General features: G+C 69.7%; 22 protein-coding genes. 15 read left to right on the top strand and 7 right to left on the bottom strand.

Annotated elements, in window-relative coordinates:
* Positions 1-112: 112 nt before the first annotated feature.
* Entirely contained in the window at positions 113-505 is a 393-nt protein-coding gene (locus WDU99_RS11295; protein WP_337332566.1) for an Rv3235 family protein, read from the top strand.
* A gap of 43 nt (positions 506-548) precedes the next feature.
* Positions 549-2,027: a sensor histidine kinase gene (locus WDU99_RS11290; protein ID WP_337332565.1), complete on the top strand. Its 1,479-nt coding sequence runs from the start codon at positions 549-551 to the stop codon at positions 2,025-2,027.
* A 77-nt stretch (positions 2,028-2,104) separates the two neighbouring features.
* Here WDU99_RS11290 and WDU99_RS11285 read toward each other — a convergent pair whose 3' ends face one another.
* Positions 2,105-2,353, bottom strand: coding sequence for a WhiB family transcriptional regulator (locus WDU99_RS11285; protein ID WP_071641453.1), 249 nt, complete (start codon positions 2,351-2,353; stop codon positions 2,105-2,107).
* A 199-nt stretch (positions 2,354-2,552) separates the two neighbouring features.
* Between WDU99_RS11285 and WDU99_RS11280 the strand changes: the two genes are divergently transcribed.
* Positions 2,553-2,984 (top strand): hypothetical protein, encoded by a 432-nt coding sequence (locus WDU99_RS11280; RefSeq protein ID WP_337332564.1) that lies wholly within the window; start codon positions 2,553-2,555, stop codon positions 2,982-2,984.
* Positions 2,985-2,997: 13 nt separating this feature from the next.
* Here WDU99_RS11280 and bcp read toward each other — a convergent pair whose 3' ends face one another.
* The 3 genes from bcp to aroA are packed head-to-tail and all read right to left on the bottom strand — an operon-like array spanning position 2,998 to position 5,861.
* Entirely contained in the window at positions 2,998-3,474 is a 477-nt protein-coding gene (bcp, locus tag WDU99_RS11275; protein WP_337332563.1) for a thioredoxin-dependent thiol peroxidase, read from the bottom strand.
* A gap of 24 nt (positions 3,475-3,498) precedes the next feature.
* Positions 3,499-4,539 carry a ribosome small subunit-dependent GTPase A gene (gene rsgA / locus WDU99_RS11270; protein ID WP_337332561.1) on the bottom strand — a complete coding sequence of 347 codons (1,041 nt, stop codon included), beginning with the start codon at positions 4,537-4,539 and terminating at the stop codon, positions 3,499-3,501.
* Positions 4,536-5,861, bottom strand: a complete 1,326-nt coding sequence (gene aroA, locus WDU99_RS11265; protein ID WP_337332560.1) for a 3-phosphoshikimate 1-carboxyvinyltransferase — start codon at positions 5,859-5,861, stop codon at positions 4,536-4,538. The genes rsgA and aroA overlap by 4 nt, the downstream gene beginning before the upstream one ends.
* A gap of 49 nt (positions 5,862-5,910) precedes the next feature.
* Here aroA and WDU99_RS11260 point away from each other — a divergent pair, with 49 nt between their 5' ends.
* The 3 genes from WDU99_RS11260 to WDU99_RS11250 are packed head-to-tail and all read left to right on the top strand — an operon-like array spanning position 5,911 to position 8,170.
* Complete coding sequence (locus WDU99_RS11260; RefSeq protein ID WP_337332559.1) at positions 5,911-6,579, top strand: sigma-70 family RNA polymerase sigma factor; 669 nt, start codon at positions 5,911-5,913, stop codon at positions 6,577-6,579.
* Positions 6,576-6,821 carry a zf-HC2 domain-containing protein gene (locus WDU99_RS11255; RefSeq protein WP_337332558.1) on the top strand — a complete coding sequence of 82 codons (246 nt, stop codon included), beginning with the start codon at positions 6,576-6,578 and terminating at the stop codon, positions 6,819-6,821. The genes WDU99_RS11260 and WDU99_RS11255 overlap by 4 nt, the downstream gene beginning before the upstream one ends.
* Before the next feature lie 47 nt (positions 6,822-6,868).
* Positions 6,869-8,170: a GNAT family N-acetyltransferase gene (locus tag WDU99_RS11250; protein WP_337332557.1), complete on the top strand. Its 1,302-nt coding sequence runs from the start codon at positions 6,869-6,871 to the stop codon at positions 8,168-8,170.
* Positions 8,171-8,263: 93 nt separating this feature from the next.
* Here WDU99_RS11250 and WDU99_RS11245 read toward each other — a convergent pair whose 3' ends face one another.
* Positions 8,264-11,917 carry a multifunctional oxoglutarate decarboxylase/oxoglutarate dehydrogenase thiamine pyrophosphate-binding subunit/dihydrolipoyllysine-residue succinyltransferase subunit gene (locus WDU99_RS11245; RefSeq protein WP_337332556.1) on the bottom strand — a complete coding sequence of 1,218 codons (3,654 nt, stop codon included), beginning with the start codon at positions 11,915-11,917 and terminating at the stop codon, positions 8,264-8,266.
* Between the two features lie 160 nt (positions 11,918-12,077).
* On the opposite strand from WDU99_RS11245, the gene guaB1 reads away from it, so the two are divergent.
* From guaB1 to WDU99_RS11225, 4 genes are all read left to right on the top strand, one after another.
* Positions 12,078-13,538: a GMP reductase gene (gene guaB1, locus WDU99_RS11240; RefSeq protein ID WP_337332555.1), complete on the top strand. Its 1,461-nt coding sequence runs from the start codon at positions 12,078-12,080 to the stop codon at positions 13,536-13,538.
* A 185-nt stretch (positions 13,539-13,723) separates the two neighbouring features.
* Positions 13,724-14,704: a hypothetical protein gene (locus WDU99_RS11235; RefSeq protein ID WP_337332554.1), complete on the top strand. Its 981-nt coding sequence runs from the start codon at positions 13,724-13,726 to the stop codon at positions 14,702-14,704.
* Positions 14,705-14,934: 230 nt separating this feature from the next.
* Positions 14,935-16,257: a hemolysin family protein gene (locus WDU99_RS11230; RefSeq protein WP_337332553.1), complete on the top strand. Its 1,323-nt coding sequence runs from the start codon at positions 14,935-14,937 to the stop codon at positions 16,255-16,257.
* Positions 16,254-17,315: a hemolysin family protein gene (locus WDU99_RS11225; protein WP_337332552.1), complete on the top strand. Its 1,062-nt coding sequence runs from the start codon at positions 16,254-16,256 to the stop codon at positions 17,313-17,315. The genes WDU99_RS11230 and WDU99_RS11225 overlap by 4 nt, the downstream gene beginning before the upstream one ends.
* Before the next feature lie 102 nt (positions 17,316-17,417).
* Here the strand turns inward: WDU99_RS11225 and WDU99_RS11220 are convergent, their stop codons facing one another.
* Positions 17,418-18,485 carry an NADH:flavin oxidoreductase/NADH oxidase gene (locus tag WDU99_RS11220; protein WP_337332551.1) on the bottom strand — a complete coding sequence of 356 codons (1,068 nt, stop codon included), beginning with the start codon at positions 18,483-18,485 and terminating at the stop codon, positions 17,418-17,420.
* 51 nt (positions 18,486-18,536) lie between these two features.
* On the opposite strand from WDU99_RS11220, the gene WDU99_RS11215 reads away from it, so the two are divergent.
* From WDU99_RS11215 to WDU99_RS11195, 5 genes are read left to right on the top strand one after another with little or no spacing between them, the layout of a single operon-like run.
* Positions 18,537-19,370 (top strand): ADP-dependent NAD(P)H-hydrate dehydratase, encoded by an 834-nt coding sequence (locus WDU99_RS11215; RefSeq protein ID WP_337332550.1) that lies wholly within the window; start codon positions 18,537-18,539, stop codon positions 19,368-19,370.
* A 16-nt stretch (positions 19,371-19,386) separates the two neighbouring features.
* Positions 19,387-20,631: a hypothetical protein gene (locus WDU99_RS11210; RefSeq protein ID WP_337332549.1), complete on the top strand. Its 1,245-nt coding sequence runs from the start codon at positions 19,387-19,389 to the stop codon at positions 20,629-20,631.
* Between the two features lie 24 nt (positions 20,632-20,655).
* Complete coding sequence (locus WDU99_RS11205) at positions 20,656-20,973, top strand: thiamine-binding protein (RefSeq protein WP_337332548.1); 318 nt, start codon at positions 20,656-20,658, stop codon at positions 20,971-20,973.
* 25 nt (positions 20,974-20,998) lie between these two features.
* Positions 20,999-22,228: an MFS transporter gene (locus WDU99_RS11200; protein ID WP_337332547.1), complete on the top strand. Its 1,230-nt coding sequence runs from the start codon at positions 20,999-21,001 to the stop codon at positions 22,226-22,228.
* Positions 22,229-22,265: 37 nt separating this feature from the next.
* Entirely contained in the window at positions 22,266-22,967 is a 702-nt protein-coding gene (locus tag WDU99_RS11195; protein ID WP_337332546.1) for an NUDIX hydrolase, read from the top strand.
* Positions 22,968-22,977: 10 nt separating this feature from the next.
* Here the strand turns inward: WDU99_RS11195 and metX are convergent, their stop codons facing one another.
* The gene (gene metX / locus WDU99_RS11190) at positions 22,978-24,183 is read right to left on the bottom strand and encodes a homoserine O-acetyltransferase MetX (RefSeq protein WP_337332545.1); all 1,206 of its coding nucleotides are present in this window, start codon (positions 24,181-24,183) and stop codon (positions 22,978-22,980) included.
* Positions 24,184-24,313 lie beyond the last annotated feature (130 nt).

Below are 24,313 nucleotides of genomic sequence, written 5' to 3'. Positions count from 1 at the left end.
ACAGATCTCGGCGAGCACCTTTTCAGCGGGCGCACGGCATGGTCTACTTCTTCAGGAAAGTTCGCTACGCAAGCACCGCATCGATGAGCCGAGGTATCTGGGGGAAAGCGGAATGACGACGACGTTGAGTGAGTACTTCGCCCCGCAGCCCACGTCGGTGCAGGAACTGCCCGATCCGGTTCCTCTGCTGCGCAGCCTGACCCAGGGCGTTCTCGAGGTGCTCGCCGGCGTGCGTGAGGTCGATCAGCTCGCGCGGTGGTTCAGCGAGGAGGCGTTCCGCGCGCTCGTCACCCGGGCCAATCTCTCTGCGCGGGCGCGCAGCGCCCGAGGGCAGACGCCCGCGCGTCCGGCATTCCAGATCCTGTCGATCCACCACAGTTCGCCGGCCGACAACGTCGTCGAGGCAGCCGTGGTCGTCGCGGGCCCCGGACGCACCCGTGCCGTCGCCGTCCGACTCGAGGGCCTCGACGGCCGGTGGCGGGCAGGCAGTCTCGCCGTGCTGTGAGCCGCGTCCATCCGCGCGGGCATGACCCCAGTAGGCTGATCGGGTGTCAACACTCAGTGATCTCGTACACGCGCAGGGGCGCCTGACCGACGCCGATGTGGAATGGCTGCATCGCCTGGCCGGCGACGGGCAGCTGCTGGCGGATCTCGCCTCGGCCGACATGGTGATCTGGATCGAGACCGCCGACGGGTCGTTCATCGCGGTCACGCATTCCCGGCCCAGTGGTGCCGCGACCCTGTTCTACCGCGACCTGGTCGGCGAGAAGGTGCGCCCGCAGTGGCGCACCCAGGTGCAGGCGGCCTTCGACTCCGGCACGATCGTCGATTCGTCGTCGCCGGACTGGTTCGAGGAGACCCCCACCCGGGTGCGCGCCGTGCCGATCATGCGCGCGCAGGCCGGCGATGAGCCCGCGGTCATCGGCGTGCTCACCCGGCACACGAACCTCGGTGAGGTGCGTACGCCGTCCCGGCAGCAGATCAGCTTCGACGAATGCGCGAACGACCTGTTCCGCATGATCTCCAGCGGCGAGTTCCCCGACCTGTCGGCGCCGACGGCGCCGCGGCGCGGCGCACCACGGGCATCCGACGGTCTGATCCGTCTCGACGTCGACGGCATCACGACCTTCGCCAGCCCGAACGCGCTGTCGGCATTCAACCGAATGGGCTTCGACGACGAGCTCGAGGGCGAGTCGCTGGCCGAGGTGACGACCCGCATCGTGCCGCCATCACGGCAGGTCGACGAATCCCTCCCGGTCGTCGTCACCGGCCGGGCGCCGTGGCGCACTGACATAGACGCCCGCGGCGTCACCGTGTCGTTGCGCGCGATCCCGCTGCGGGACCATGGCACGCGCATCGGCGCGATCGTGCTGTGCCGTGACGTGTCGGAGCTGCGGCACCAGGAGCAGGAGCTCATCACCAAGGACGCCACGATCCGCGAGATCCACCACCGCGTCAAGAACAACCTGCAGACCGTCGCTTCGCTGCTGCGCATCCAGGCCCGCCGCACGCACTCCGAGGAGGCCAGGGAGGCGCTGACCCAGGCGATGCGGCGTGTCGAGGCGATCGCCGTCGTGCATGACACGCTCGCCAGCGGGCTCGCGCAGACCGTCGATTTCGACGAGGTGTTCGACCGGGTGCTGAAGCTGGTCGCCGAAGTCGCCGCTGCGCCCAACACCCGCGCGCGCACTCAGCTCGAGGGTCGGTTCGGGGTGCTGCCCAGCGAGTACGCCACGCCGCTGGCGCTCGCGCTGACCGAGGTCGTCACGAACGCCGTCGAGCACGGGCTCTCCGGGCGCGAGGGCGTGGTGAGCATCGAGGCAACCCGAACGGCCGATCACCTGCGCGTCACGGTCACCGATTCCGGGCACGGTCTGCCCGAGGGGCGGGTCGGGCAGGGGCTGGGCACGCAGATCGTGCGCACCCTGATCCAGGGGGAGCTCAGCGGCACCATCGAGTGGACTGGCGCGGAGGGGGAGGGGACCCAGGTGGTCATCGACATCCCGATGCGCTGGATCATCGCCTGAACCCGGCGTTCACGGCCGCAGACGACACAGCGCCGGATGCCCGAGCGGGCGTCCGGCGCTAACAGTGCGTCTGGGTGTCAGCCGGCGCGGCGGGCGCGGGCCGCGCGGCGCTTGAGCGCGCGACGCTCGTCTTCTGACAGGCCACCCCACACGCCCGAGTCCTGACCGGACTCTAGGGCGTACTGCAGGCAGATCTCGGTGACGGTGCACGTGGCGCAGACCGCCTTCGCCTTCTCGATCTGATCGACGGCCGGGCCGGTGTTCCCGACGGGGAAGAACAGCTCGGGGTCGACGGTAAGGCAGGCGGCTTTGTCGCGCCAATCCATAGGTGGCTCCTCAAATAGGTTCGGTGTGGTCGCCGCGTGAGCAGCGGGTGAGTTAGGGAGCAGATCGGGGGTCGGCTACCCTGGTCGTGCAGGCTTTCGGCCCGCCCCACTCCGATGTGGGAGCACATGGCTTTGTCCATTGTGTTACAGAAACAAACTGAAATCAAGGGTTTTGTGACAGCTCTTGGGAGGAGTTCGCGTGCGCCCTTCCGGCCCCGCCATCGCCGCAGCCATCGTGCTCGCACTGCAGGGGATCGCGCTGGCGATCATCGCGCTGGTCGAGCTGTTCGCGCTCGGTTCGGGCGGTGCGGCGTCGATGATGAGCGCGATCGCCCTGATCGTGCTGACCCTGATCACGGCCGTCGCTCTCGGGGCGTTCGCGGTCGGAACCCTGCGCCGAGCATCCTGGGCGCGCTCGGGTGGCATCTTCGTCCAGATCATCGGCCTGGCCGTCGCGCTGGCCTCGCTCACGGTCGAGCCGAAGGTCTGGCTGGTCACGCTGGGCGTGGGCGGCGTCTCGCTCGTCGGGCTGGTGCTGCTGATCGCCGCCACTCGTCGCGACGGGGCGACCGATCCCCGCCTGCAGCGGCAGGACCCCGCCGACGGCGGTTCATCGCGCGACGGGGACTGAGCGGGCCCGCAGCTCAGCCGTCGATGCCGAGCGTCTTGCGCAGTCGGGCGACGTGCCCTGTGGCCTTGACGTTGTACTGCGCCAGGGTGATGGCGCCCTGCTCGTCGATCACGAAGGTCGAGCGGATGACCCCCTCGATCACCTTGCCGTAGTTCATCTTCTCGCCCCACACACCGTAGGCGGTGTGCACGGCGTGGTCGGGATCGCTGAGCAGGGTGAAGGTGAGTCCGTCGCGGTCGCGGAACTCGCTCAGCTTCTCGGGGGTGTCGCGCGAGACGCCGATGACCGTGTAGCCCGCACCCTGCAGGGATTGGATGCTGTCGCGGAAGTCGCAGGCCTGGGTCGTGCATCCGGGTGTCATGGCAGCCGGGTAGAAGTACAGGATGACCTTCTGTCCCCGCAGCGAGGCCAGTGAGACGGACGTGCCGTCCTGGTCGAGGAGCGAGAAGTCGGGGGCGGGGGTACCGGGTTCCAGGCGCGCGTTCGTCACCCCTTCACCCTAGCCGTCTTCTGCTCAGCCCCCGAAGGTCGTCAGCAGACGCTGCAGCGAGTCCAGCCGTGCGCGCCCCGTCTCACCGAGCGTGCCGTCGGCGGCGGCCTCGTTCAACGCGCAGTCCTCAGCGTCGGGAAGGTGCGTGCAGCCCCGCGGGCAGCCCTCCGCGATCCGTGCGAGCTCGGTGTACGCGGCCAGGATGTTGGCGGGATCGACGTGTCCCAGACCGAACGACCGCACGCCGGGCGTGTCGATGACCCACCCCGCGCCCGCAGCGGACGTGTAGCGCAGCGAGACGGTGGACGATGACGTGTGCCGGCCGCGACCGGTCACCTCGTTGACGTGGCCCGTCGCGCGTCCGGCATCCGGGACGAGCGCGTTCACCAGCGTCGACTTGCCGACGCCAGAGTGGCCGACGAACACGGTGGAGTGCCCGATCAGTGCCGCACCGATCTCATCGGTGGGCATCTCTCCCCGCGCGCTCGTGAACACGGTGAGATCGAGGCCGTCGAAGTGGGTCAGGAACTCGCTCGGGTCGGCGAGGTCGGTCTTGGTCACGACCAGCAGAGGACGGATGCCCGCATCGAGCGCGGCGACGAGGTACCGGTCGACGAGTCGGGCGCGAGGTTCCGGGTCGGCGGCGGCGACCACGACGAGCATCTGATCGGCGTTGGCGACGATGACCCGCTCGACCTGGTCGGTGTCGTCCGCACTGCGTCGCAGCAGCGATGTGCGGTCGACGATGCCGACGATGCGTGCGAGGGTCCCCTCGTCTCCGGAGGTATCGCCGACCACGCGGGCCCGATCGCCCGTGACGATCGGGGTGCGTCGCAGCTCGCGTGCCCGGGCGGCGGTGACCATGCGCTCGTCGGGGCCGTCTTCATCGAGCAGCACGCTGTAGCGGCCGCGATCGACACCGAGGATGCGACCGGTCTGCGCATCGCTGTGCGCAGGGCGTCGCTTCGTGCGCGGGCGGTTCGCCTTCGGGTTCGGGCGGGATCGGATGCTGCTCTCATCGAACTCGTCGAAGTCGGCGTCGTCGTCCTCGCCCAGCCAGCTCACGCGATGGCGCCCTTCAGCATGCGCTCCCAGAGCAGCGTGAACTCGGGCAGCGTCTTCGCGGTGGTGCCGATGTCGTCGACTTCGACACCGGGGACGCGCAGACCGATCAGTGCACCGGTGGTGGCCATGCGGTGATCGTGATGTGCGGGCCATGCGCCGCCGTGCAGCGGGCGCGGGATGATCCGCAGTCCGTCGGGCAGCTCCTCCGCCTCGCCGCCGAGCGCGCGCAGGTTGCCGATCAGCGCGGCGATGCGGTCGGTCTCGTGGGTGCGGATGTGTCCGACGCCGCGGATAGTGGTCGGACCGTCGGCGAACGCCGCAAGGCCCACGATCGTCGGAGTGAGTTCGCTCGCCGCCGACAGGTCGATGTCGAGACCGCGGATGCTGTTGCCGGCGCGCACCGTCAGCGAACCCGAATGGCGGCTTGTGTGGGCACCCAGCGCGTGCAGGATGTCGGGCAGCAGCGCCCCGGGCTGGGTGGAGTGCAGCGGCCAGCCCGTGACGGTGACCTCGCCGCCGGTGACCAGCGCCGCAGCCAGGAAGGGAGCGGCGTTGGACAGATCGGGCTCGATCGCGACGTCCTTGCCGCGCGGAGTGCCGGCCTCTACGAGCCATTCGCCCACGGCCGGCCGCTCGATGCGGATGCCGCGCCTGCTGAGGCATTCGATCGTCATATCGATGTGCGGCAGGCTCGGCAGGGTCTTGCCGGTGTGCACGAGGTGCAGACCGACGTCGAACCGCGGTGCGGCCAGCAGCAGGCCCGAGACGAACTGGCTGGAGCCGGAGGCGTCGATCTCGACCCGGCCGCCGCGCACGCGTCCGCGTCCGCGCACAGTGAAGGGCAGGGACCAGGTGCCCTCGTCATCGACGTCGACTCCGAGATCGCGCAGGCCGGTGATCAGGGCGCCCATCGGGCGGTGCAGAGCGTTCTCGTCGGCGGTCAGGTGCACGTCGTCACGCGCGATGCCCGCTAGCGGTGCGATGAAGCGCATGACGGTGCCGGCCTGGCCGCAGTCGATCGTGACGCCGCCGCCGATCGGAGCGGGCGTGATGAGTAGGTCCGGCCCGAACTCGCCGTCGGACGGCACCTCCTCGATGCCGACTCCGAGCAGCCGCAGCGCGTCGATCATGCGCCGCGAATCGTTGGAGTGCAGCGGGCGCAGCAGCCGTCCTGGGCCGTCGGCGATCGCCGCGATCATCAGCTCGCGGCTGGTCAGCGACTTCGAGCCCGGGACGGTGACGGTGGCGTGCACGGGCAGGTCGGCGACCGGCGCGAGGTAGGAGCCTCGTGCAGGGGCGGGGGAATACCGTTGAGTGCTCATCGGTTCATAGCCTAGTGAAGCCTGCGACACGCGGAGAGGAGCGCGGGAAATGACGGCGATTCTCACACGCAGTCGGCCCGAGCCGACCCACGATGTCGATCTGGCGCGCCTAGACTGGCCGGTGATGGACGAGACAGCATCCGGCGATCCTCGACGCGACTTCGAGGAGCAGGCGATCCCCTACATGGATCAGCTCTACGCGGCGGCCATGCGCATGACGCGCAACCCCGCCGACGCGGCTGACCTGGTGCAGGAGACGTTCGTGAAGGCGTACGGCGCATGGTCGTCGTTCACACAGGGCACGAACTTGAAGGCGTGGCTGTACCGCATCCTCACCAACACGTACATCAACATCTACCGCAAGAAGCAGCGCGAGCCGTTCCAGGGGACGATCGACGACCTCGAGGACTGGCAGATGGGCGGCGCGGAGTCGACCACCGCCACCCACAGTCGATCGGCGGAGGCAGAGGCGATCGACCGGATGCCGGCGTCCGCCGTGAAGGATGCCCTGCAGGAGGTGCCCGAAGACTTCCGTCTCGCGGTCTACCTCGCCGACGTCGAGGGATTCGCCTACCAGGAGATCGCCGACATCATGAAGACCCCCATCGGCACCGTGATGAGCCGTCTGCACCGTGGCAGGCGGATGCTGCGGGAGCTGCTGGCCGACTACGCCGCCGAGCGAGGCATCGCGGCGGCTGAACCGAGGAGCAGGAAATGAGCGACTGCGGCTGCGAGAAGGCGCGTCAGGATCTGGAGGAGTACCTCCGCAACGAGATCTGCACCACCGAGCACTCTGAGATCCGCGAGCACTTGGACAATTGCCCGTCGTGCCAGGACGAGGCGCTCGTGGCGAAGACCCTGACAGAGGTCGTCGCGCGCGCGTGCAAGGAGAGCGCACCCGAGGAGCTGCGGGCGCAGGTCTTCGCGCGTCTGCGCCTCGCGCAGAGCGCGTCGCACTGATACATCGCGTCGTACGCGCACCCAGCACCCGGCCGTAGGCTGGGGGGATGACCGCACCGGAAGAGACCCTCATTCCCGTCGACACCGAATCGCAGCGTCGCTTGCGCGAGAGCGGTCTCGACTACCGCATCGCCGATATGACCGACCCCGCCGACGCCGAGGGCTTCGTGCGCGCGGATGCCCGAGGCTTCCTCGATGAGGAGCCCACCGACAAGGCGGTCGCGCAGATGCTCGAGACCATGCGCCTGCGCCGCAACATCGGAGTGTACGACGCAGCGGCCGGCGACCTCCCCGTCGCCACGGTGAACTCCTGGATCACGCCGATGACCGTTCCCGGCGGCGAGATCGACATGTGGGCGATCAGCTCGGTGACGGTCTCCGGCACCCACCGCCGGCGCGGCATCGCGCGGGCGATGCTCGAGGGGGAGCTGCGATCCGCAGCATCCGCCGGGATCGCGATCGCCGGACTCACTGTCTCGGAGGCGACCATCTACGGACGATACGGCTTCGGCTCCGCCCTGCCCGTCGCGCGCCTGAGTGTCGACACCACCCGGGCCGGATGGATGGGCGAGAACGTTCCCGGACGCCTGGTCTACGCCGACAGGCAGACGCTCGCGGATGACCTCGAGACGCTGCACGAGCAGTCGCGCACCACGCGCGCCGGTCAGATCGCCGGCTGGCCGGGGCGCTGGCAGCGCATGGCAGGGCTCGCGGAGGGCGACAAGGAGGCCGCGGCGGTCCGGGGCATCCGCTATCTCGACGCCGACGGCGTCGTGAGAGGAGCGATGGCCTACACGCTGTCCGAGATCCCCGCCGTGTTCCGGTCGGAGCTGCGCATACGCACGCTGCAGACGACGACGGATGAAGCGCTGCGCGCGCTGTGGCAGTTCGTGGTGCAGCACGACCTCGTCGACAGGGCCAGTGTCGACCTGCGGCCGCTGGACGATCCGCTGCCGTGGCTGGTCGCCGACCAGCGCGCCGTGAAGACCGAGGTGCACGACCACGGCTGGCTGCGCGTGATCGACCTGCCGACGGCACTGCAGGCGCGTGAATACCGTGCGCCTCTCGATGTCGTGCTGCACGTCGACGACCCGCTCGGCTTCGCCGCCGGCAGCTGGCGGATCCGCATCGGTGCTGACGGCCGCGCCGAGGTGCGGGCCACAGATGGCACGGCCGACACCGCCGATGTGCGACTCGGCGTGATCGAGCTCTCTGCGATCTACGCCGGGGGAGTGCGCGCCACACAGCTCGCCGCCGCCGGACGCATCCACGGCGCCGGCGAGACGATCACGGCGATCGACGAGGCGTTCCGCGCAAGCGCGGCGCCCCTGCTGGGCATCTGGTACTGACCGCACGACGGAACCACCCGCAGCACGAGAGACGGATGCCGCCCGCACCCCGGAAGGGGCGAGGCGGCATCCGTCTCTCTGCGCGCTGCGGGATCAGCCGAGCGTCAGCGCCTCCTTGAGCAGGGCGACCTGCTCGACGGCGTGCACCTTCGACGAGCCCGTCGCCGGCGACGCGGCAGCGGGGCGCGACACGGCTCGGAACTGCCGTGGCCCTGGGACCTCGGCGAACTCGAGGGCGAGGAACGGCCACGCGCCCTGGTTCTCGGGCTCGTCCTGCACCCACACCAGCTCGGCGTTCGGGTACGAGTCGGTGATCGCCTTCAGCTCATCGATCGGAGTCGGGTACAGCTGCTCGAGCCGCACGAGCGCGATCTCGGGGTTCGGGTTCTTGTCGAGCTCGCTGCGCAGATCCCAGTGGATCTTGCCGGAGTGCACGAGCACGCGCTTGACCGCGCCGCGGTCGAGGTCGCGGCTGTCATCGATCACCGGCTCGAAGCGACCCTGCGTGAAGTCCTCCACCGCGCTGGTGGCGCCGCGCAGGCGCAGCATCGCCTTCGGGGTGAAGACGATCAGCGGCTTGCGCGGGCGGGCGTAGGCCTGGCGACGCAGCAGGTGGAAGTACGAGGCCGGCGTCGACGGGCGCGCCACGGTCATGTTCTCCTGGGCGCACAGCTGCAGGAAGCGCTCCATGCGGGCCGAGGAGTGATCGGGGCCCTGGCCCTCGTAGCCGTGCGGCAGCAGCATCACGACACCCGACTGCTGACCCCACTTCTGCTCGGCCGACGAGACGTACTCGTCGATCACCGACTGGGCGCCGTTGGCGAAGTCGCCGAACTGCGCCTCCCACAGCACCAGCGCCTCGGCGTTCTCCACCGAGTAGCCGTACTCGAAGCCCAGCGCGGCGTACTCGCTGAGCAGGGAGTCGTAGACGAAGAAGCGGCCCTGGTTCTCGGAGAGGTTCGCCAGGGGCAGCCATTCCTGACCGTTCGCGCGGTCGTGCAGCACGGCGTGACGCTGCACGAACGTGCCGCGCCGGGAATCCTGACCCGCCAGACGCACGGGAGTGCCCTCGACGAGCAGGGAGCCGAATGCCAGCAGCTCACCGAAACCCCAGTCGATGCCGCCGTCGCGACTCATCGTGACGCGCTTGTCGAGCTGCTGCTGCAACTTGGAGTGCACCGTGAAGCCATCGGGCTTGTTCGCGTGGGCGTCACCGATGAGGTGCACCACCTCGAGCGGGACACCGGTGACGTCGGGAACGCCGACGTGGTCGTCGACGGGGGAGAGCTCGGGGGCGATCGGCGTCGCGCCGGTCTCGGCGGCATGCGTCTCGGCGAAGGCGATCTCCAGACGGTTCTGGAAGTCGGCCTTGGCCTGCTCGTACTCCTCCTCGGTGATGTCACCGCGTCCGACCAGGCCGTCGGTGTACAGCTTGCGCACCGAGCGCTTCGCCTGGATCAGGTCGGTCATCTGCGGCTGCGTCATCGACGGGTCATCGCCCTCGTTGTGGCCGCGACGGCGGTAGCACACCAGATCGATGACGATGTCGCGGTGGAAGCGCTCGCGGTACTCGAACGCCAGCTGCGCGACGTGGATGACGGCCTCGGGGTCGTCGCCGTTGACGTGCAGGATCGGTGCCTGGATCGTCTTCGCGACGTCGGTGGCGTACACCGACGTGCGGGAGTCGGTGGGCAGCGTTGTGAAGCCCACCTGGTTGTTGACCACGACATGCACGGTTCCGCCGGTGCGGTACCCGCGCAGCTGTGACATCTGCAGCGTCTCGACCACGACGCCCTGGCCGGCGAAGGCCGCATCGCCGTGCACCAGGATCGGCACCCAGGCGAACGTGCCGATGGGCTTGCGGTCCTGCTTGGCGCGCACGATGCCCTCGAGCACGCCGTCGACGGTCTCGAGGTGCGACGGGTTGGCTGCGAGGTACACGGGCAGCTCCGCGCCGTCCTCGGCGACGAAGGTGCCCTCGGTGCCGAGGTGGTACTTCACATCGCCGGAGCCGCGCTGGTTGCCGGGGGTGAGCGACCCCTCGAACTCGCGGAACACCTGACCGTAGGTCTTGCCGGCGATGTTGGTGAGCACGTTCAGCCGGCCGCGGTGCGCCATGCCGATGGCGGCGCCTTCGAGGCCCGCGCCCGCCGCGCCCTGCAGCATCTCGTCGAGCAGCGGGATCAGCGACTCGCCGCCCTCGAGCGAGAAGCGCTTCTGACCGACGAACTTCGTCTGCAGGAACGTCTCGAACGCCTCTGCCTCATTGAGCTTGCGCAGTACGCGCAACTGCTCGTCGTGGCCGGGCTTGACGTACTTGATCTCGACCTTCTCCTGGAACCAGCGGCGCTGCTCCGGATCCTGGATGTGCATGTACTCGAGGCCGATCGTGCGGCAGTACGAGTCACGCAGCACGCCGAGGATGTCGCGCAGCTTCATGACGCGCTTGCCGCCGAAGCCGCCGGTCACGAACTCGCGGTCCAGATCCCAGAAGGTCAGCCCGTGGCTCTCGATCTCGAGGTCGGGGTGCGAGCGCTGCACGTACTCCAGCGGATCGATGTCGGCCATCAGATGGCCGCGCACCCGGTAGGAGTTGATCAGCTCCTGCACGCGCGACTGCTTGTCGACGCGTTCGGCGAGGTCGACAGCGATGTCGGCGTTCCAGCGGATCGGCTGGTACGGGATGCGCAGGGCGGCGAACACATCGTCGTAGAAGCCGCGCTCGCCGATCAGCAGCTCGTGCACCTTCTTCAGGAACTCACCCGATCCGGCACCCTGGATGACGCGGTGGTCGTAGGTGCTGGTGAGCGTGATGGTCTTTCCGATGCCGAGCTCGGTGAGCGTGCGCTCGCTCGCCCCCTGGAACTCGGCCGGGTAGTTCAGCGCGCCGGCGCCGATGATGCAGCCCTGCCCCTTCATCAGGCGCGGCACCGAGTGCACTGTGCCGATTCCGCCGGGGTTGGTGAGCGAGACCGTGGTGCCGGCGAAGTCGGCGGCGGTCAGCTTGTTGCCGCGCGCGCGGGCGATGATGTCTTCATAGGCTGCCAGGTACTCGCCGAACGTCATCGTGTCGGCGCGCTTGATGCTGGGCACCAGCAGCGCGCGGGTGCCGTCGGGCTTGGGCACGTCCACCGCGATGCCGAGGTTCACGTGCGCGGGCGCCACGACCGAGGGCTTGCCGTCGACCTCGGCGTAGAACACGTTCTGGCTGGGGAACTCCTTGAGCGTCTGGATCAGCGCCCAGCCGATCAGATGCGTGAAGCTGACCTTGCCGCCGCGGGTGCGCGACATGTGGTTGTTGATGACGATGCGGTTGTCGATCATCAGCTTCGCCGGGATGGTGCGCACGCTGGTGGCGGTGGGCACGCTCAGCGACTGGTCCATGTTCGCGGCGAGGGTCTTGGGCAGGCCGCGCAGCGGGGTGACCTTCTCCTCGTCGGCGGGCGCCTCCTCCTTCGCCTGCGGCTTGGGTGCCTGGGCGGGGATCGGTGCCTGCTTTGCCGGCTTCGCCGTGGTGCGTGCGACGGGTTGCGAGCCGATCACCGGGATGGGAGCGGTGACGGGGCTCGCGTTCTGCGCCGGAGCGGGTGCGGCCACGGCCTGCGGAGTGTAGTTCTCAAGCACCGGCCACCACTCCTTGTCGACGGAGTTGCGGTCGCGCTTGAACTGCTCGTACAGCTCGTCCACGAGCCACGAGTTGGCTCCGAACCCCCCGTCGCCACCGACGCCGGTCACCTGGTTCGACACTCTTTATCGCCCTCTTTCGTCGTTGAAGCCGTGTTTGCGACGCGACGACGACTGCGCATCGGGCCGCACATGTGTAACAGTCCACAAGCCTAATGCCATTCCGCCCGCTGGACGCGCTCGAAACCGCCGTATGGCGAGTGGCCGGGGTAGCGTGACGGGCATGAAGTTCTCCGGCGAACGACCCACGGTGGATCTGACGTATTCCGATGTCTTCCTGGTGCCCCGGCGATCGTCGGTGAGCAGTCGGCTGCAGGTCGATCTCTCACCGCACGACGGCACCCCGGCGACCCTGCCGCTGGTCGCCGCGAACATGAACTCCGTCACCGGCCGACGCCTCGCCGCGACGCTCGCGCGGCGGGGCGGCCTGGGCGTACTGCCTCAGGACCTGCCGCTGCAGGAGCTCGATGCCGCGATCCGCTGGGTCAAGCGTCAGCCGGTGCGATGGGACACGCCTCTGGTGCTGTCGCCGCGCGCGACCGTCGCCGACGCGCTGCGACTGCTCCCGCCGACGCCGGGTCACGGCGTCGTGGTCGCCGATCAGCCGGCGGACGGGGAGATAGCGCAGGAGATGATCCACGGCATCCTGCCGGCGACGCGCCTCGCCACCGCACTGCCGGACGCCGCTCTCGGCGACCTGCTGCGCGGCCGCGCGCACGCCGTCGCCGCCGAGGACATCGATGGGGGACGTGCGGCGTTCGACGTCATCGAGGCGGTGGATGCCGAGATGATCCTCGTACTCGAGCGCGGCCACCTGGTCGGCACGCTCAGCAGCCGCACCGCATTGCGCACCACGATCTACGGGCCGGCTGTCGACGCCGACGGCCGGCTCGCGGTGGCGGCCGCCGTCGGCATCAACGGCGACGTCGCCGGGAAGGCCAGGGCACTGGCATCCGCCGGTGTCGACGTGCTCGTCGTCGACACCGCCCACGGACATCAGGAGGGGATGCTGCACGCGCTGGACGCCGTCGCGAAGCTCGATCTCGGCATCCCGCTGGTGGCCGGCAACATCGTCACGGCCGATGGAGTGAACGACCTCGTGGACGCCGGCGCGACGATCCTGAAGGTGGGAGTGGGGCCAGGGGCGATGTGCACGACCCGGATGATGACGGCCGTGGGGCGTCCGCAGTTCTCGGCCGTGCTCGAGACCGCCGAAGCCGCGCGTGCGCTCGGCGCGCACGTGTGGGCCGACGGAGGAGTGCGCTACCCACGGGACGTCGCGCTCGCCCTCGCCGCCGGTGCCTCGTCGGTGATGATCGGATCGTGGTTCGCCGGCACCATCGAGGCCCCGGGCGAACTGCAGCACGACGCCGAGGGGCGCGCCTTCAAGGAATCGTGGGGCATGGCGTCGACCAAGGCCGTGCACGCGCGCTTCGGCCGGCTGGATCCCTTCGAGCTCGCGCGCAAGGAGCTGTTCGCCGAGGGCATCTCGTCGTCGACGATCTACCTCGACCCGCTGCGTCCCGGCCTGGAGGATCTGCTCGACATGATCACGTCCGGCGTGCGCTCGTCGTTCACCTACGCCGGCGCAGCCACCGTGCCCGAGTTCCACGAGCGGGCGATGGTCGGTCTGCAGTCCGCCGCCGGGTACGAGGAGGGCAAGGCGCTGCCGGTCAGCTGGTAGTGCGGGCATCGCAGGCATCCGCGCCACTTTCCTGCATCTGCCGCATCGATCGATGTGGCAGATGCAGGAAAGTGTGGCGGATGCCCCAAGCCACTCTTCCTGCACAGAACACGAGCAGCGCGGAGTTGTGCACCGGTTGCGGGTTTTCGCTGACGGCGGGCGCAGAAACCGGCCACGATGACCGGATGAACATCGAGGAACGGCCTGACATCGACATCCGCCGTGTGCGGGATCAGCCTGGGGAGCTTCCCGACTACCGCAAGCTGCGTCGTGCGATGGACAACGGCGCTGTGCATCGCGTCGGGCCTGGCGCGTTCGTGCTCACGAAGGAGTGGCAGAAGCTGTCGAGGCTCGACAAGCACCGGCTGAACGTGATCGAAGCCGCGGATCGAATGCGGCATCCGGCACTGATCTCGCACTTCGCTGCCGCCAGCGTGCACGGGATGGACATCCTCGGAAGCTGGCCGACGCGGATCGATGTGCGAGTCAGCACGGGCAGCGGTGGCCGTTCGACGGGGCTGATCCGTCGGCACGCCATCGGCATCGATGAGGCGGATGCCGTCGCGTGGCGTGGCCATCGGATCACCACTCCCGCGCAGACCGCCATCGACATCACCGCCGTGAGCGATCACGTGCTGGGGGTCGTGGTGCTCGATCAGGCGCTGTGGGCGAATCGGCCCGGAGGGCCGCTGGCATCCATCGATGAGATCCGGATGCTGGTGGAGCAGCGAACCTCGGCCAAGGGGAGTGCGCGCATTCGTCGCGCACTCGACGAGGCGACATCGTTGTCGGACTCGGTGCGGGAGTCGCAGAGCAGGGTGCTGATTCGGCGGCTCGGGTTTCCCACGCCCGTCCTGCAGAAGGAGTTCGCGCTGTCAGGCGGAACAGTGCGCACCGATTTCTACTTTCCGGAGCACGATCATGTCGGCGAGTTCGACGGCGTGGGCAAGTACATCGATCCGAAGCTCCTCGCTGGACGCACGCCGGAGCAGGCTCTGATCGCCGAGAAGGACAGAGGGGATGCCCTTGCGCGTCTTGTCCGGCGGCTCTCCCGCTGGCGAACACCGGCGCTGCGCCGGCCGCGCGAGCTTTACGACATCCTGATCGCAGACGGTTTGCCGAGCACGCTCGCGCCGCCGCCGCGGTCGCTGTTCCAGTCGCGGTGATGGCCGGATCCAGCATCCGCGCCACTTTCCTGCATCTGCCGCATCGATCGATGTGGCAGATGCAGGAAAGTGTGGCCGATGCGAACGCGCAAGCGCCGCGAAATCGGATGCCCGAAACGAGCGTCGCTCACAGTGGGATTCGGTAAGATCATGCGCACTATGGACGACCCTCCCTCTTGTAGTACCTCGCCCCACTGCCCGCTCCTCGGCGAAGTCGAGGACCTCAGCTGATGGAACTGCTGATGTTGGGCGTGGGGCTCCTGCTCATCGTGGGGACGGGGCTCTTCGTCGCCAGTGAGTTCGCGCTCGTCAACCTCGACCGTGCGGAGCTCGAAGCCCGCCAGGCCCGCGGGGAGACCCGCCTCGGCATGACGATCCGCGCGTTGAAGATCACCTCCACGCATCTCTCGTCCGCGCAGCTGGGCATCACATTGACCACGCTGCTGACCGGCTACACCATGGAGCCGGCCATCTCGACGCTGCTCGCGCCCCTCATGGAGGCGTGGGGCGTTCCCGATGCGGTCGCGGTGCCGATCTCGGTCACCGTCGCGATGTTCGTCGCCACCGTGCTGTCGATGATCATCGGCGAACTGGTGCCGAAGAACTTCGCGCTCGCGCTGCCGCGCCAGACCGCGAAACTCGTCATCCCGTTCCAGACCGCTTTCACCACGGTCTTCAAGCCGGCGATCCTGCTGCTCAACGGCAGCGCCAACGCCGTGCTGCGCTCGATGGGAGTCGAGCCGAAGGAGGAGCTGTCGGGGGCGCGCAGCGCCGAGGAGCTCTCCTCGCTGGTGCGTCGCTCGGCCAGTCAGGGAGTTCTCGAGAAGGACACCGCGACCCTGCTCGACCGCAGCCTGACCTTCGCCCGGCTCACCGCGGACGACATCATGACGCCTCGCCCCAGCATGCACGCGATCAGCGTCGGCGACTCCGCCGACGACGTCATCCAGCTCGCCCGCCGCACCGGTCACAGCCGGTTCCCGGTGTACGACGACGATCTCGATGACATCACCGGCGTCGTGCATGTGAAGGCCGCCGTGTCGGTGCCGCGCGACAAGCGGGCCGAGGTGCCCGTCGGCGCCCTGAGTACCGAGCCGCTGCGCGTGCCAGAGACCGTGCACCTCGACGTGCTGGTCGCCGAGCTGCGCTCGAAGGGCTACCAGATGGCGGTCGTGGTCGATGAGTACGGCGGCACCGCCGGCGTCGTCACCCTCGAGGACCTCGTCGAGGAGATCGTCGGCGAGGTGTCCGACGAGCACGACCGGTCCCGTGCGGGCATCGTGCGCCGTGCCGACTCGATCACGTTCCCTGGTGAGCTGCGCCCCGATGAGCTGTTGGCCCGCACGGGCATCCGCGTGCCCGAGGGGGAGGTCTACGACACGGTGGGCGGTTACATGATGAGTCTGCTTGAGCGCGTACCCGCGCTGGGCGACGAGGTGCGCGTCGAGCACGGCACCCTGACCGTGGTGCGCATGGACGGCCGCCGCATCGATCGGGTGAGGTACATCGCCGACCCGACCTCCGATGAGACGGAGACGGAGGCGGAGCGATGAGCGACTGGATGGGACTGGTCTGGCTGGTCGTGCTGCTGGCCGGCAACGCGTTCTTCGTCGGCGGCGAGTTCGCCGTCATCTCGGCACGCCGCTCGCAGGTCGAGCCGCACGCCGAGCGGGGCTCCCGCGCCGCCAAGACGGCGCTGTACGCGATGGAGCACGCCACGCTCATGCTGGCGACCTCGCAGCTGGGCATCACGATCTGCTCGCTGCTGATCCTGAACGTCTCCGAGCCGGCCATCCACCACCTGCTCGAGATCCCGCTGTACGCGATGGGCTGGGACGAGTCGATCGTCTCGGTGACATCGTTCGTGATCACGCTCGCGCTCGTGTCGTTCCTGCACGTGGTGTTCGGCGAGATGGTGCCGAAGAACCTCGCGTTCTCGCTTCCCGATCGTGCGGTGCTCGTGCTCGCGCCGCCGCTGGTGTTCGTCTCGCGGGTGTTCGGCCCGGTGATCTGGGCGCTCAACGGGATCGCGAACAACGTGCTGCGGCTCTTCCGCGTCGAGCCGAAGAACGAGGCGGCGTCCACCTTCACGATCGAGGAGGTGGCGACCATCGTCGATCGCTCGCGACGCGAGGGCGTGCTGACCGATACATCCGGTGCGGTCGCTGCGGCGGTGGAGTTCACCGACAAGAAGGCGCGCGACATCGCCGTGCCCTTCTCCGAACTGATCACGCTCCCCGAGACGGCGACGCCCGATGACGTCGAGAAGGCCGTGGCCCGGTACGGCTTCTCGCGCTACGTGATCGTCGACGCCGAGCAGACCCCGGTCGGCTATGTGCACCTGAAGGATGTGCTGCGGGCATCCGAGGGTGCGGCGGCGGCCGACGACGTCGACCGTCCGCTGCCCGCCAAGCGGATCCATCACATGGTGCCGGTGCACGAGGACACCGACCTCGAGGACGCGCTCGCGGCCATGCGCCGGGCGGGTCGCCATCTCGCGAAGGTGCGCAACAGCGACGGTGATACGGTCGCCGTGCTGTTCCTGGAGGACATCCTCGAGGAACTCGTCGGAGAGGTGCAGGACGCCACGCGCCGCGGCCACGGTCGCTGACCCGCGTCCGGCATCCAGTGCGCAGAGCGTCGGATGCCGGGTTCCGGCCCCGCGGCGCGACCTCGGTGCCGCGGCGCGACCTCGGATGCCGGGGCGCGCCGGTCAGCGCCAGCGGGCCCGCACGTACTGCTCCGGCCAGGCCACGTCCGCGTCGAGTTCGTGCGCGGCGCGCAGCGCGAAATGCGGGTCTCGCAGCCACTCGCGTCCGGCGAACACCGCGTCGGCGGCGCCGGAGGCGAGCACCTGCTCGGCCTGCGCCCCCGACGTGATCATGCCGACCGCGCCGGTGCGCACCACACCGCCCGCGCGCACCGCTGCGGCGAGCGGCACCTGGTACCCGGGATGCACGTCGATGCGCTGATGGGCGACCAGCCCGCCGCTGGAGACGTCCACCAGGTCGGCGCCGGCCTCGACGGCCCAGAGCCCGACCTGCGACGCCTCGTCGGGCGTGAATCCGCCGTCGGCGTGATCGGTGGCCGAGATGCGCACGAAGACCGGGATGCCGGGACCGGCCGCCTCGCGCACCGCGCGCAGCACCCGCAGCAGCAGGCGAGCGCGATCGGGCAGCGTGCCACCGTACTCGTCGGTGCGCAGGTTCGACAGCGGCGACAGGAACTGGTGCAGCAGGTAGCCGTGCGCACCGTGCACCTCGAGCACGTCGAACCCGGCGGCGACGGCGCGACGGGCGGCCTCGGCGAAACCGGTGACGACGCGCTCGATGCCGGCGGCGTCCAGTGCACGCGGTGCGGCGAACCCCTCGAAGGCAATGGCCGAGGGCGCGACCGTCGTCCAGCCGCCCTGCTCGGGTGGCACCGATCCGCGCTGCTCGGCCCACGGCCACCAGGTCGATGCCTTTCGACCGGCGTGCGCGAGCTGCACGCCGATCAGCGCACCGCGGTCATGCACCTCGTCGACGATCGGAGCCCATGCGTCGCGCTGCTCGTCGGTCCACAGCCCGGTGTCGCGCGGCGAGATGCGCCCCTCCGGAGCCACCGCGGTCGCCTCGGCGAGGATGAGCCCCGCCCCGCCGGAGGCGAACTGCGACAGATGCCCTCGGTGCCAGCTCTGCGGCAGTCCGTCGACGGCGCTGTACATGCACATGGGCGACACCCACAGGCGATTGCGGAAGGTGCGCTCGCGCACGGTCATGGGAGAGAAGAGCAGGCTCACCGTATGACGTTATCGCGGCGCCATCGGCGGTGCACCGGCTAGCGTGGAGGCATGGTGCGGGAGTGGACACGAGACGACACCGTCGGCCTGCTGCCCGTGCCCACCGCGCGCGATGACAAGTACACCAGGGGCGTGGTCGCCCTGCGCACCGGATCGGCGGCCTATCCGGGCGCCGCCGTGCTGGGCGTCGAGGCGGCGTGGCGCACCGGCGCCGGCTATGTGCGGTACGTGGGCGGCGCCGTCGACGCCGTGCTCGCGCGCCGTCCCGAGACGGTCGCGGGCACCGATATCGGCGACACCCGCGTGGGTGCGTGGGTGATCGGATCGGGAACGGATGCTGCGCATCGCAGCGATCACGAACAGGCGGCACTGGGCCACATCCTCGCCGGTTCCGCGCCCGTCGTCGTCGATGCCGGAGCGCTGGATCTCGCCGATGCGGCCGTGGCACCGGTGGTGCTCACACCGCACGCGGGCGAGCTGGCCCGACTCCGCGGCATGCTCGACCTGCCCGATGTGGATCTCGAGACGGAGGATGCACGGATCGCCGCCGCCGCCGAGACGGCCGAGCGGGTGCGGGCGACCGTACTGCTGAAGGGCGCGCGCACCGTCGTCGCCGGTCCCGGCGCGGAGTCCATCGTCGTCGGCGACGCACCAGCCTGGCTCGCCACCGCCGGCACCGGAGACGTGCTCGCCGGAATACTGGGCACGCTGCTGGCCGCGAACCCCGACCGACCGCACACTGAGACGGCGGCAGCGGGCGCGTGGCTGCACGGGTACGCCGCCGCGCGGGCATCCGGGGCGGTGGGCGGCGCCGTCGGGCATCCGATCGTCGCCCTCGACGTCGCCGAGGCGCTGCCCTCGGCGATCGCGGAGCTGCTCTCGTGAGCGCAGAGCGACTCGGATGAAGCTGCGCACGGCGGCGCTGTGGAGCGCCTTCGCAGCCACCCACGTGCTCGTGGCCTGGCTCGGCTGGGTGCTGCCGAACCAGCCGATGGGCGACGTCGTGCTGGTGTACGAACCGTGGTCGGCGGCGGCACTGAGCGGGGGAGCGGTGATGGGCATCACCGCGACCTGGGTGTACCCGCAGCTCGCCCTCGTGCCCATGCTGATCAGCCAGCTGCTGGCGGTTCCCCTCGAGCCGGTGCTCGGCATCGATGCCGCGTATCTCATCGGCTGGGCCGTGCTGATCACGGTCGGCGACCTGCTCGCCTTCGCGGTGCTGGTCGGGCGGGGGCGGGCACGCAGGCGCCGCGCCGCGGGCTGGTTCTGGACCGCAGCGCTGCTGCTGCTCGGACCGATCGCGCCGTACCGCATCGACGCCGTCACCGTGCCGCTGGCGGTCGTGGGCGGCGTGTGGCTGGGCAGGCGTCCCGCGGTCGGGGCGGCGCTGCTGACCGTCGGAGCGTGGGTGAAGGTGTGGCCGGGCGCGCTCGTGCTGGCAGCGGTGGCCGCGGGTCGTCGCGCGTGGCGCGTGATGCTGACCGCGGCCGGCGTATCGGTCGCGCTGATCGCGGTGTTCTTCCTGCTCGGCGCGGACCGGGAGCTGTTCGGCTTCCTGACCACGCAGGGTGGGCGCGGACTGCAGATCGAGGCCGTCGCGGCGACGCCGTTCCTGTGGCTGGCGGCCTCGGGCGCGGCGGTGATCGACTACAGCTTCGAGATCCTCACCTTCCAGATCCGCGCTCCCGGAGCCGACCTGGTGGCGTGGCTGCTGACCCCGCTGATGATGGTGGTGGTCGCGGGGATGCTGCTGCTCGGTTTCTGGCGCGCGCGCCGCGGGGCGTCGTGGCAGCGTCTGCTGCCCGCACTGTCGATGGGCCTTGTCACCGCGCTGATCGTGACTAACAAGGTGGGATCGCCGCAGTTCCAGACCTGGCTGATCGCGCCGGTGATCCTGTGGATCGTCTTCGACCGCTCGCGCTCGCAGACGCCGACCGCGCTCGTGCTGATGCTGTGCGCACTGACCTTCGCCGTGTATCCCCTGACCTACGACGGTCTGCTGAACGCGCACCTGCTGCCGGTGACGCTGATCACCCTGCGCAACGCGGGGCTGATCGTCCTGCTGGTGCTGTCCGTGCGCGCCATCGCGCGGACGCCGCTGTCCGCGCGCTCCGCATCCACACACCAACGAACCTCGAACCGCTGAACCGCTGAACCGAAAGAAGGAACCATGCTCGTCGCTTTCTCCGTCGCACCGTCCGGATCCGGCAATGCCGACGCCTCGGTGCACGACGCCGTCGCCGCCGCCGTCCGGGTCGTGCGCGCTTCCGGACTGTCACACCGCACCACCAGCATGTTCACCGAGATCGAGGGCCCCGACTGGGACACCGTGATGGACGTGGTCAAGCGCGCCACCGAGGCCGTGCTGCCGTTCGGCTCGCGGGTGTCACTGGTGCTCAAGGCCGACATCCGGCCGGGTTTCGAGGGAGAGCTGACCGGCAAGATCGACCGTCTCGAGGCGGCGATCGACGCCTCAGAAGATCGGTAGGTCTCGATACCGGTAGCATCGTGGGGTGACTCCCTCGACATCCTCGAGGGGTGCGGCGAAGAGGGCGCTCCTCTCCCTCGCCATCGGCAGCTTCGGCATCGGCATGACCGAATTCGTCATCATGGGCCTGCTGCCCGACATCGCCGCCGACCTGCTGCCCGCACTGTGGGCCGCGAGCCCCGAAGAGGCGCTGAGCCGGGCCGGCTGGCTGATCTCGCTGTACGCGCTGGGCGTCGTGATCGGCGCTCCCACGATCGCCGGATTCGCCGCGCGCTTCCCCCGCCATCGGGTGATGATCGTGCTGGCCCTCGCTCTGACGCTGTTCAACGCCCTCACCGTGGTGCTGCCGACCTTCGAGCTGGTCGCCGTCTCGCGGCTGCTGGCCGGGCTGCCGCACGGGGCGTACTTCGGCATCGGCGCGCTCGTCGCCGCCGACGTGATGGGTCCGGGCAACCGCGCCAAGGGCGTGGCATTCATCCTCACGGGCCTCACGCTCGCCAACGTGGTCGGCGTGCCGCTGGGCACGTTCCTCGGCCAGCAGTGGGGCTGGCGCGCCGCCTTCGCCGTGGTCGCTCTGGTCTTCGCGGTCGGCACACTGTGCATCGCCCGCTACGTGCCCGCGCATCCGGGTTCGCCCGGCCGCACGATGCGCGAGGAGCTCGGGGTGTTCTGCGTCGGACAGGTGTGGTTCACGCTCGGCGTGGGAGCGATCGGATTCGGCGGGTTCTTCGCGGTGTACAGCTACATCGCGCCCCTGGTCACCGAAGTGGCTGGTGCCGCTGACTGGGCGGTGCCGATCGTGCTGGTGCTGATGGGCATCGGCATGACCATCGGCAACCTCATCGGCGGGCATCTCGCCGACATCGACCTGCGGCGCACGCTGCTGTGGGGCCTGGGCACCATGGCCATCGTGTTCTCGGTGCTCGCACTGGTATCGCCGTGGATCCTCACCCTCGGCCTGCTGGTGGTGATCGTCGGCCTCGTCTCGTCGGTGCTCAGCCCGACGATCCAGACGCGGTTGATGGACGTCTCCGGCGACAACCAATCGATCGCCGCGGCGCTGAACCACTCGGCGCTGAACGTGGGCAACAGCCTCGGGGCGCTGCTCGGCGGCTCAGTGATCGCCCTGGGCTGGGGATTCACCGCACCGGCCTGGGTAGGGGCCGCGCTCGCGGCGGCGGGTCTGCTGATCGCGGTGGTGTCGTACCGCGTCGAGGGGCGCCGTGCGGGCGCCCTGGCAACGATCGCGGCGTAGCGCGTCCGGGGTTCCGGTCCCGTCGTAGAGTGACGGGATGAGCACCCCGCAGCATCCCGCGCCGGATCGACCGAGCGGAACCCAGGGCGCCGGCACGGGCATCCGCCTCGCTGGCACCGCCGTCGTGCTGCGCGACGGTCGTGACGGTCTGGAGACGCTGCTGCTGCGGCGTCCCGCAACCGGCTCGTTCGCGAACGCGTGGGTGTTCCCCGGCGGACGCGTCGATCCCGCCGACCGCGACGGCGCCGACGACGAGTCGGCGTCTGCGCGCAACGCCGCCGTGCGCGAGACGCGCGAGGAGGCCGGCATCCGCGTGCACTCGCTGGTGCCGCTGTCGTGCTGGGTGCCGCCGGCTGAGACCCCGGTGCGGTTCCGCACGTGGTTCTTCCTCGCCCGCGAACACGGCGATGACGTGCATCCGAATCCCGGCGAGATCGACGAGGCGGCCTGGATGACGCCACGGCGCGCTTTCGATGCGCACGCCGAGGGCGCGCTCACGCTCTTCCCGCCGACCTGGGTGACACTGCATGCACTGCTCGCGCACCGCACCGTCGACGAGGCGCTCGCCGTCGCCGGCGCCGGCGACGTGCCGACCTATGAGACGCGGATGCTGGCCACGCCGACGGGCATGCGGGCGATGTGGGCCGGTGATGAGGACTATCCCGATGTCCCCGGTGCCGCGGGTGCCAGGCACCGCCTGATCATGGACGCGCTGCCGTGGGTGTACGAGCGACGCTGAGCAGCGCGGGTCACGACGTGAGCAGTCGCTCCAGGTGCTCGCCGACCGGGTCGGTCTCGATGAGGAAGCCGTCGTGCCCGAAGTCGCTGGTCAGCACGACCGCCTCGTCGCCGATCAGATTCGGGATGCTGCGCGCGATGCGCTGCTGCCCGTCGACGGGGAACAGCCGATCGGTGTCGATGCCGAGCACCAGCGTCTTCGCGGTGACGGTGTGCAGCGCCTGCTCGACGCCGCCGCGGTCGCGCCCGATGTCGTGCGAGTTCATCGCCTCGACGACCGTGATGTAGCTGTTCGCATCGAAGCGACGGGTGAACTTGTTGCCGTGGAAGTCGAGGTACGACTCGACAGCGAAGCGCCCTCCGCGACCCAGCGGCGACACCCCCGACTGCCAGGAGCGCTGGAAGCGCTGGTTCAGCTCGATCGGGCTGCGGTAGTTCAGCAGCGCCATGCGCCGCGCCAGCGCGAGGCCGCGGTGCGGACCTTCACCCAGGCCGGCGTCGTAGTACTCGCCGCCCGCGAACCGCGGATCCATGCGCACCGTCTCGAGCTGCACGAAGTTCAGGGCGAGCTGGTCGGCCGTGGTCACAGGGGGAGAGGAGAGCACCGCGAGCCGCTCGACGCGATCGGGCTCCATGACCGCCCATTCCAGGGCGTGCATGCCGCCCATCGAGCCGCCGATCACCGCCGCCCAGCGCTCGATGCCGAGCTCGTCGGCGAGGCGGATCTGGGCGCCTACCTGATCACGGATCGTCAGGTACGGGAACCGTGAGGCCCATTCGCGCCCGTCGGGGGCGATGCTGGCGGGGCCGGTCGAGCCCTGGCATCCGCCGAGCATGTTCGGGGCGATCACGAACCACCGGTCGGTGTCGATCGCCGCGCCCGGCCCGACGATGTCGTGCCACCAGCCGGCGGTCGGATGCCCGGCGCCGGCGTCGCCGCGCACATGGCTGTCGCCGGTGAGCGCGTGCAGGATGAGGATCGCATTGTCGCGGGCGGCGTTCAGCTCGCCCCACGATTCCCAGGCCAGCCGGGCGGCGGGCAGGGCGTCGCCGTTCTCGGTGCGGAAGTCGCCCAGGAAGGTGAAGCGGCGGCCCCCGGCGGGATCTCCGTCGCGCCAGGCGCCGGTGGCGGGCGGTCGGGCGCGCAGCAGACGCACATCGGCTTCGGTCACGGGCGCCGATGGCACCGTGTCCTCAGAGGTCGTCTGCCAGTCCATGTGTCCATTGTCGCCCGTACCCGCGGGTGCGGCCGGCAGGTTACGGGAGTCGTCTCCCGGTCCCACGTTCGCCGAGGCCCCCTCTGCGCGTCCGCGCCCCCTTGCAACTGCGCATCTCAGAGGGGGCGCG

This window comes from Microbacterium bandirmense, from assembly GCF_037204185.1.
Taxonomy (GTDB): Bacteria; Actinomycetota; Actinomycetes; order Actinomycetales; family Microbacteriaceae; genus Microbacterium; species Microbacterium bandirmense.
Note: the sequence above shows the minus strand (reverse complement) of the source record. Positions and strands in the feature narration are given on the sequence as shown.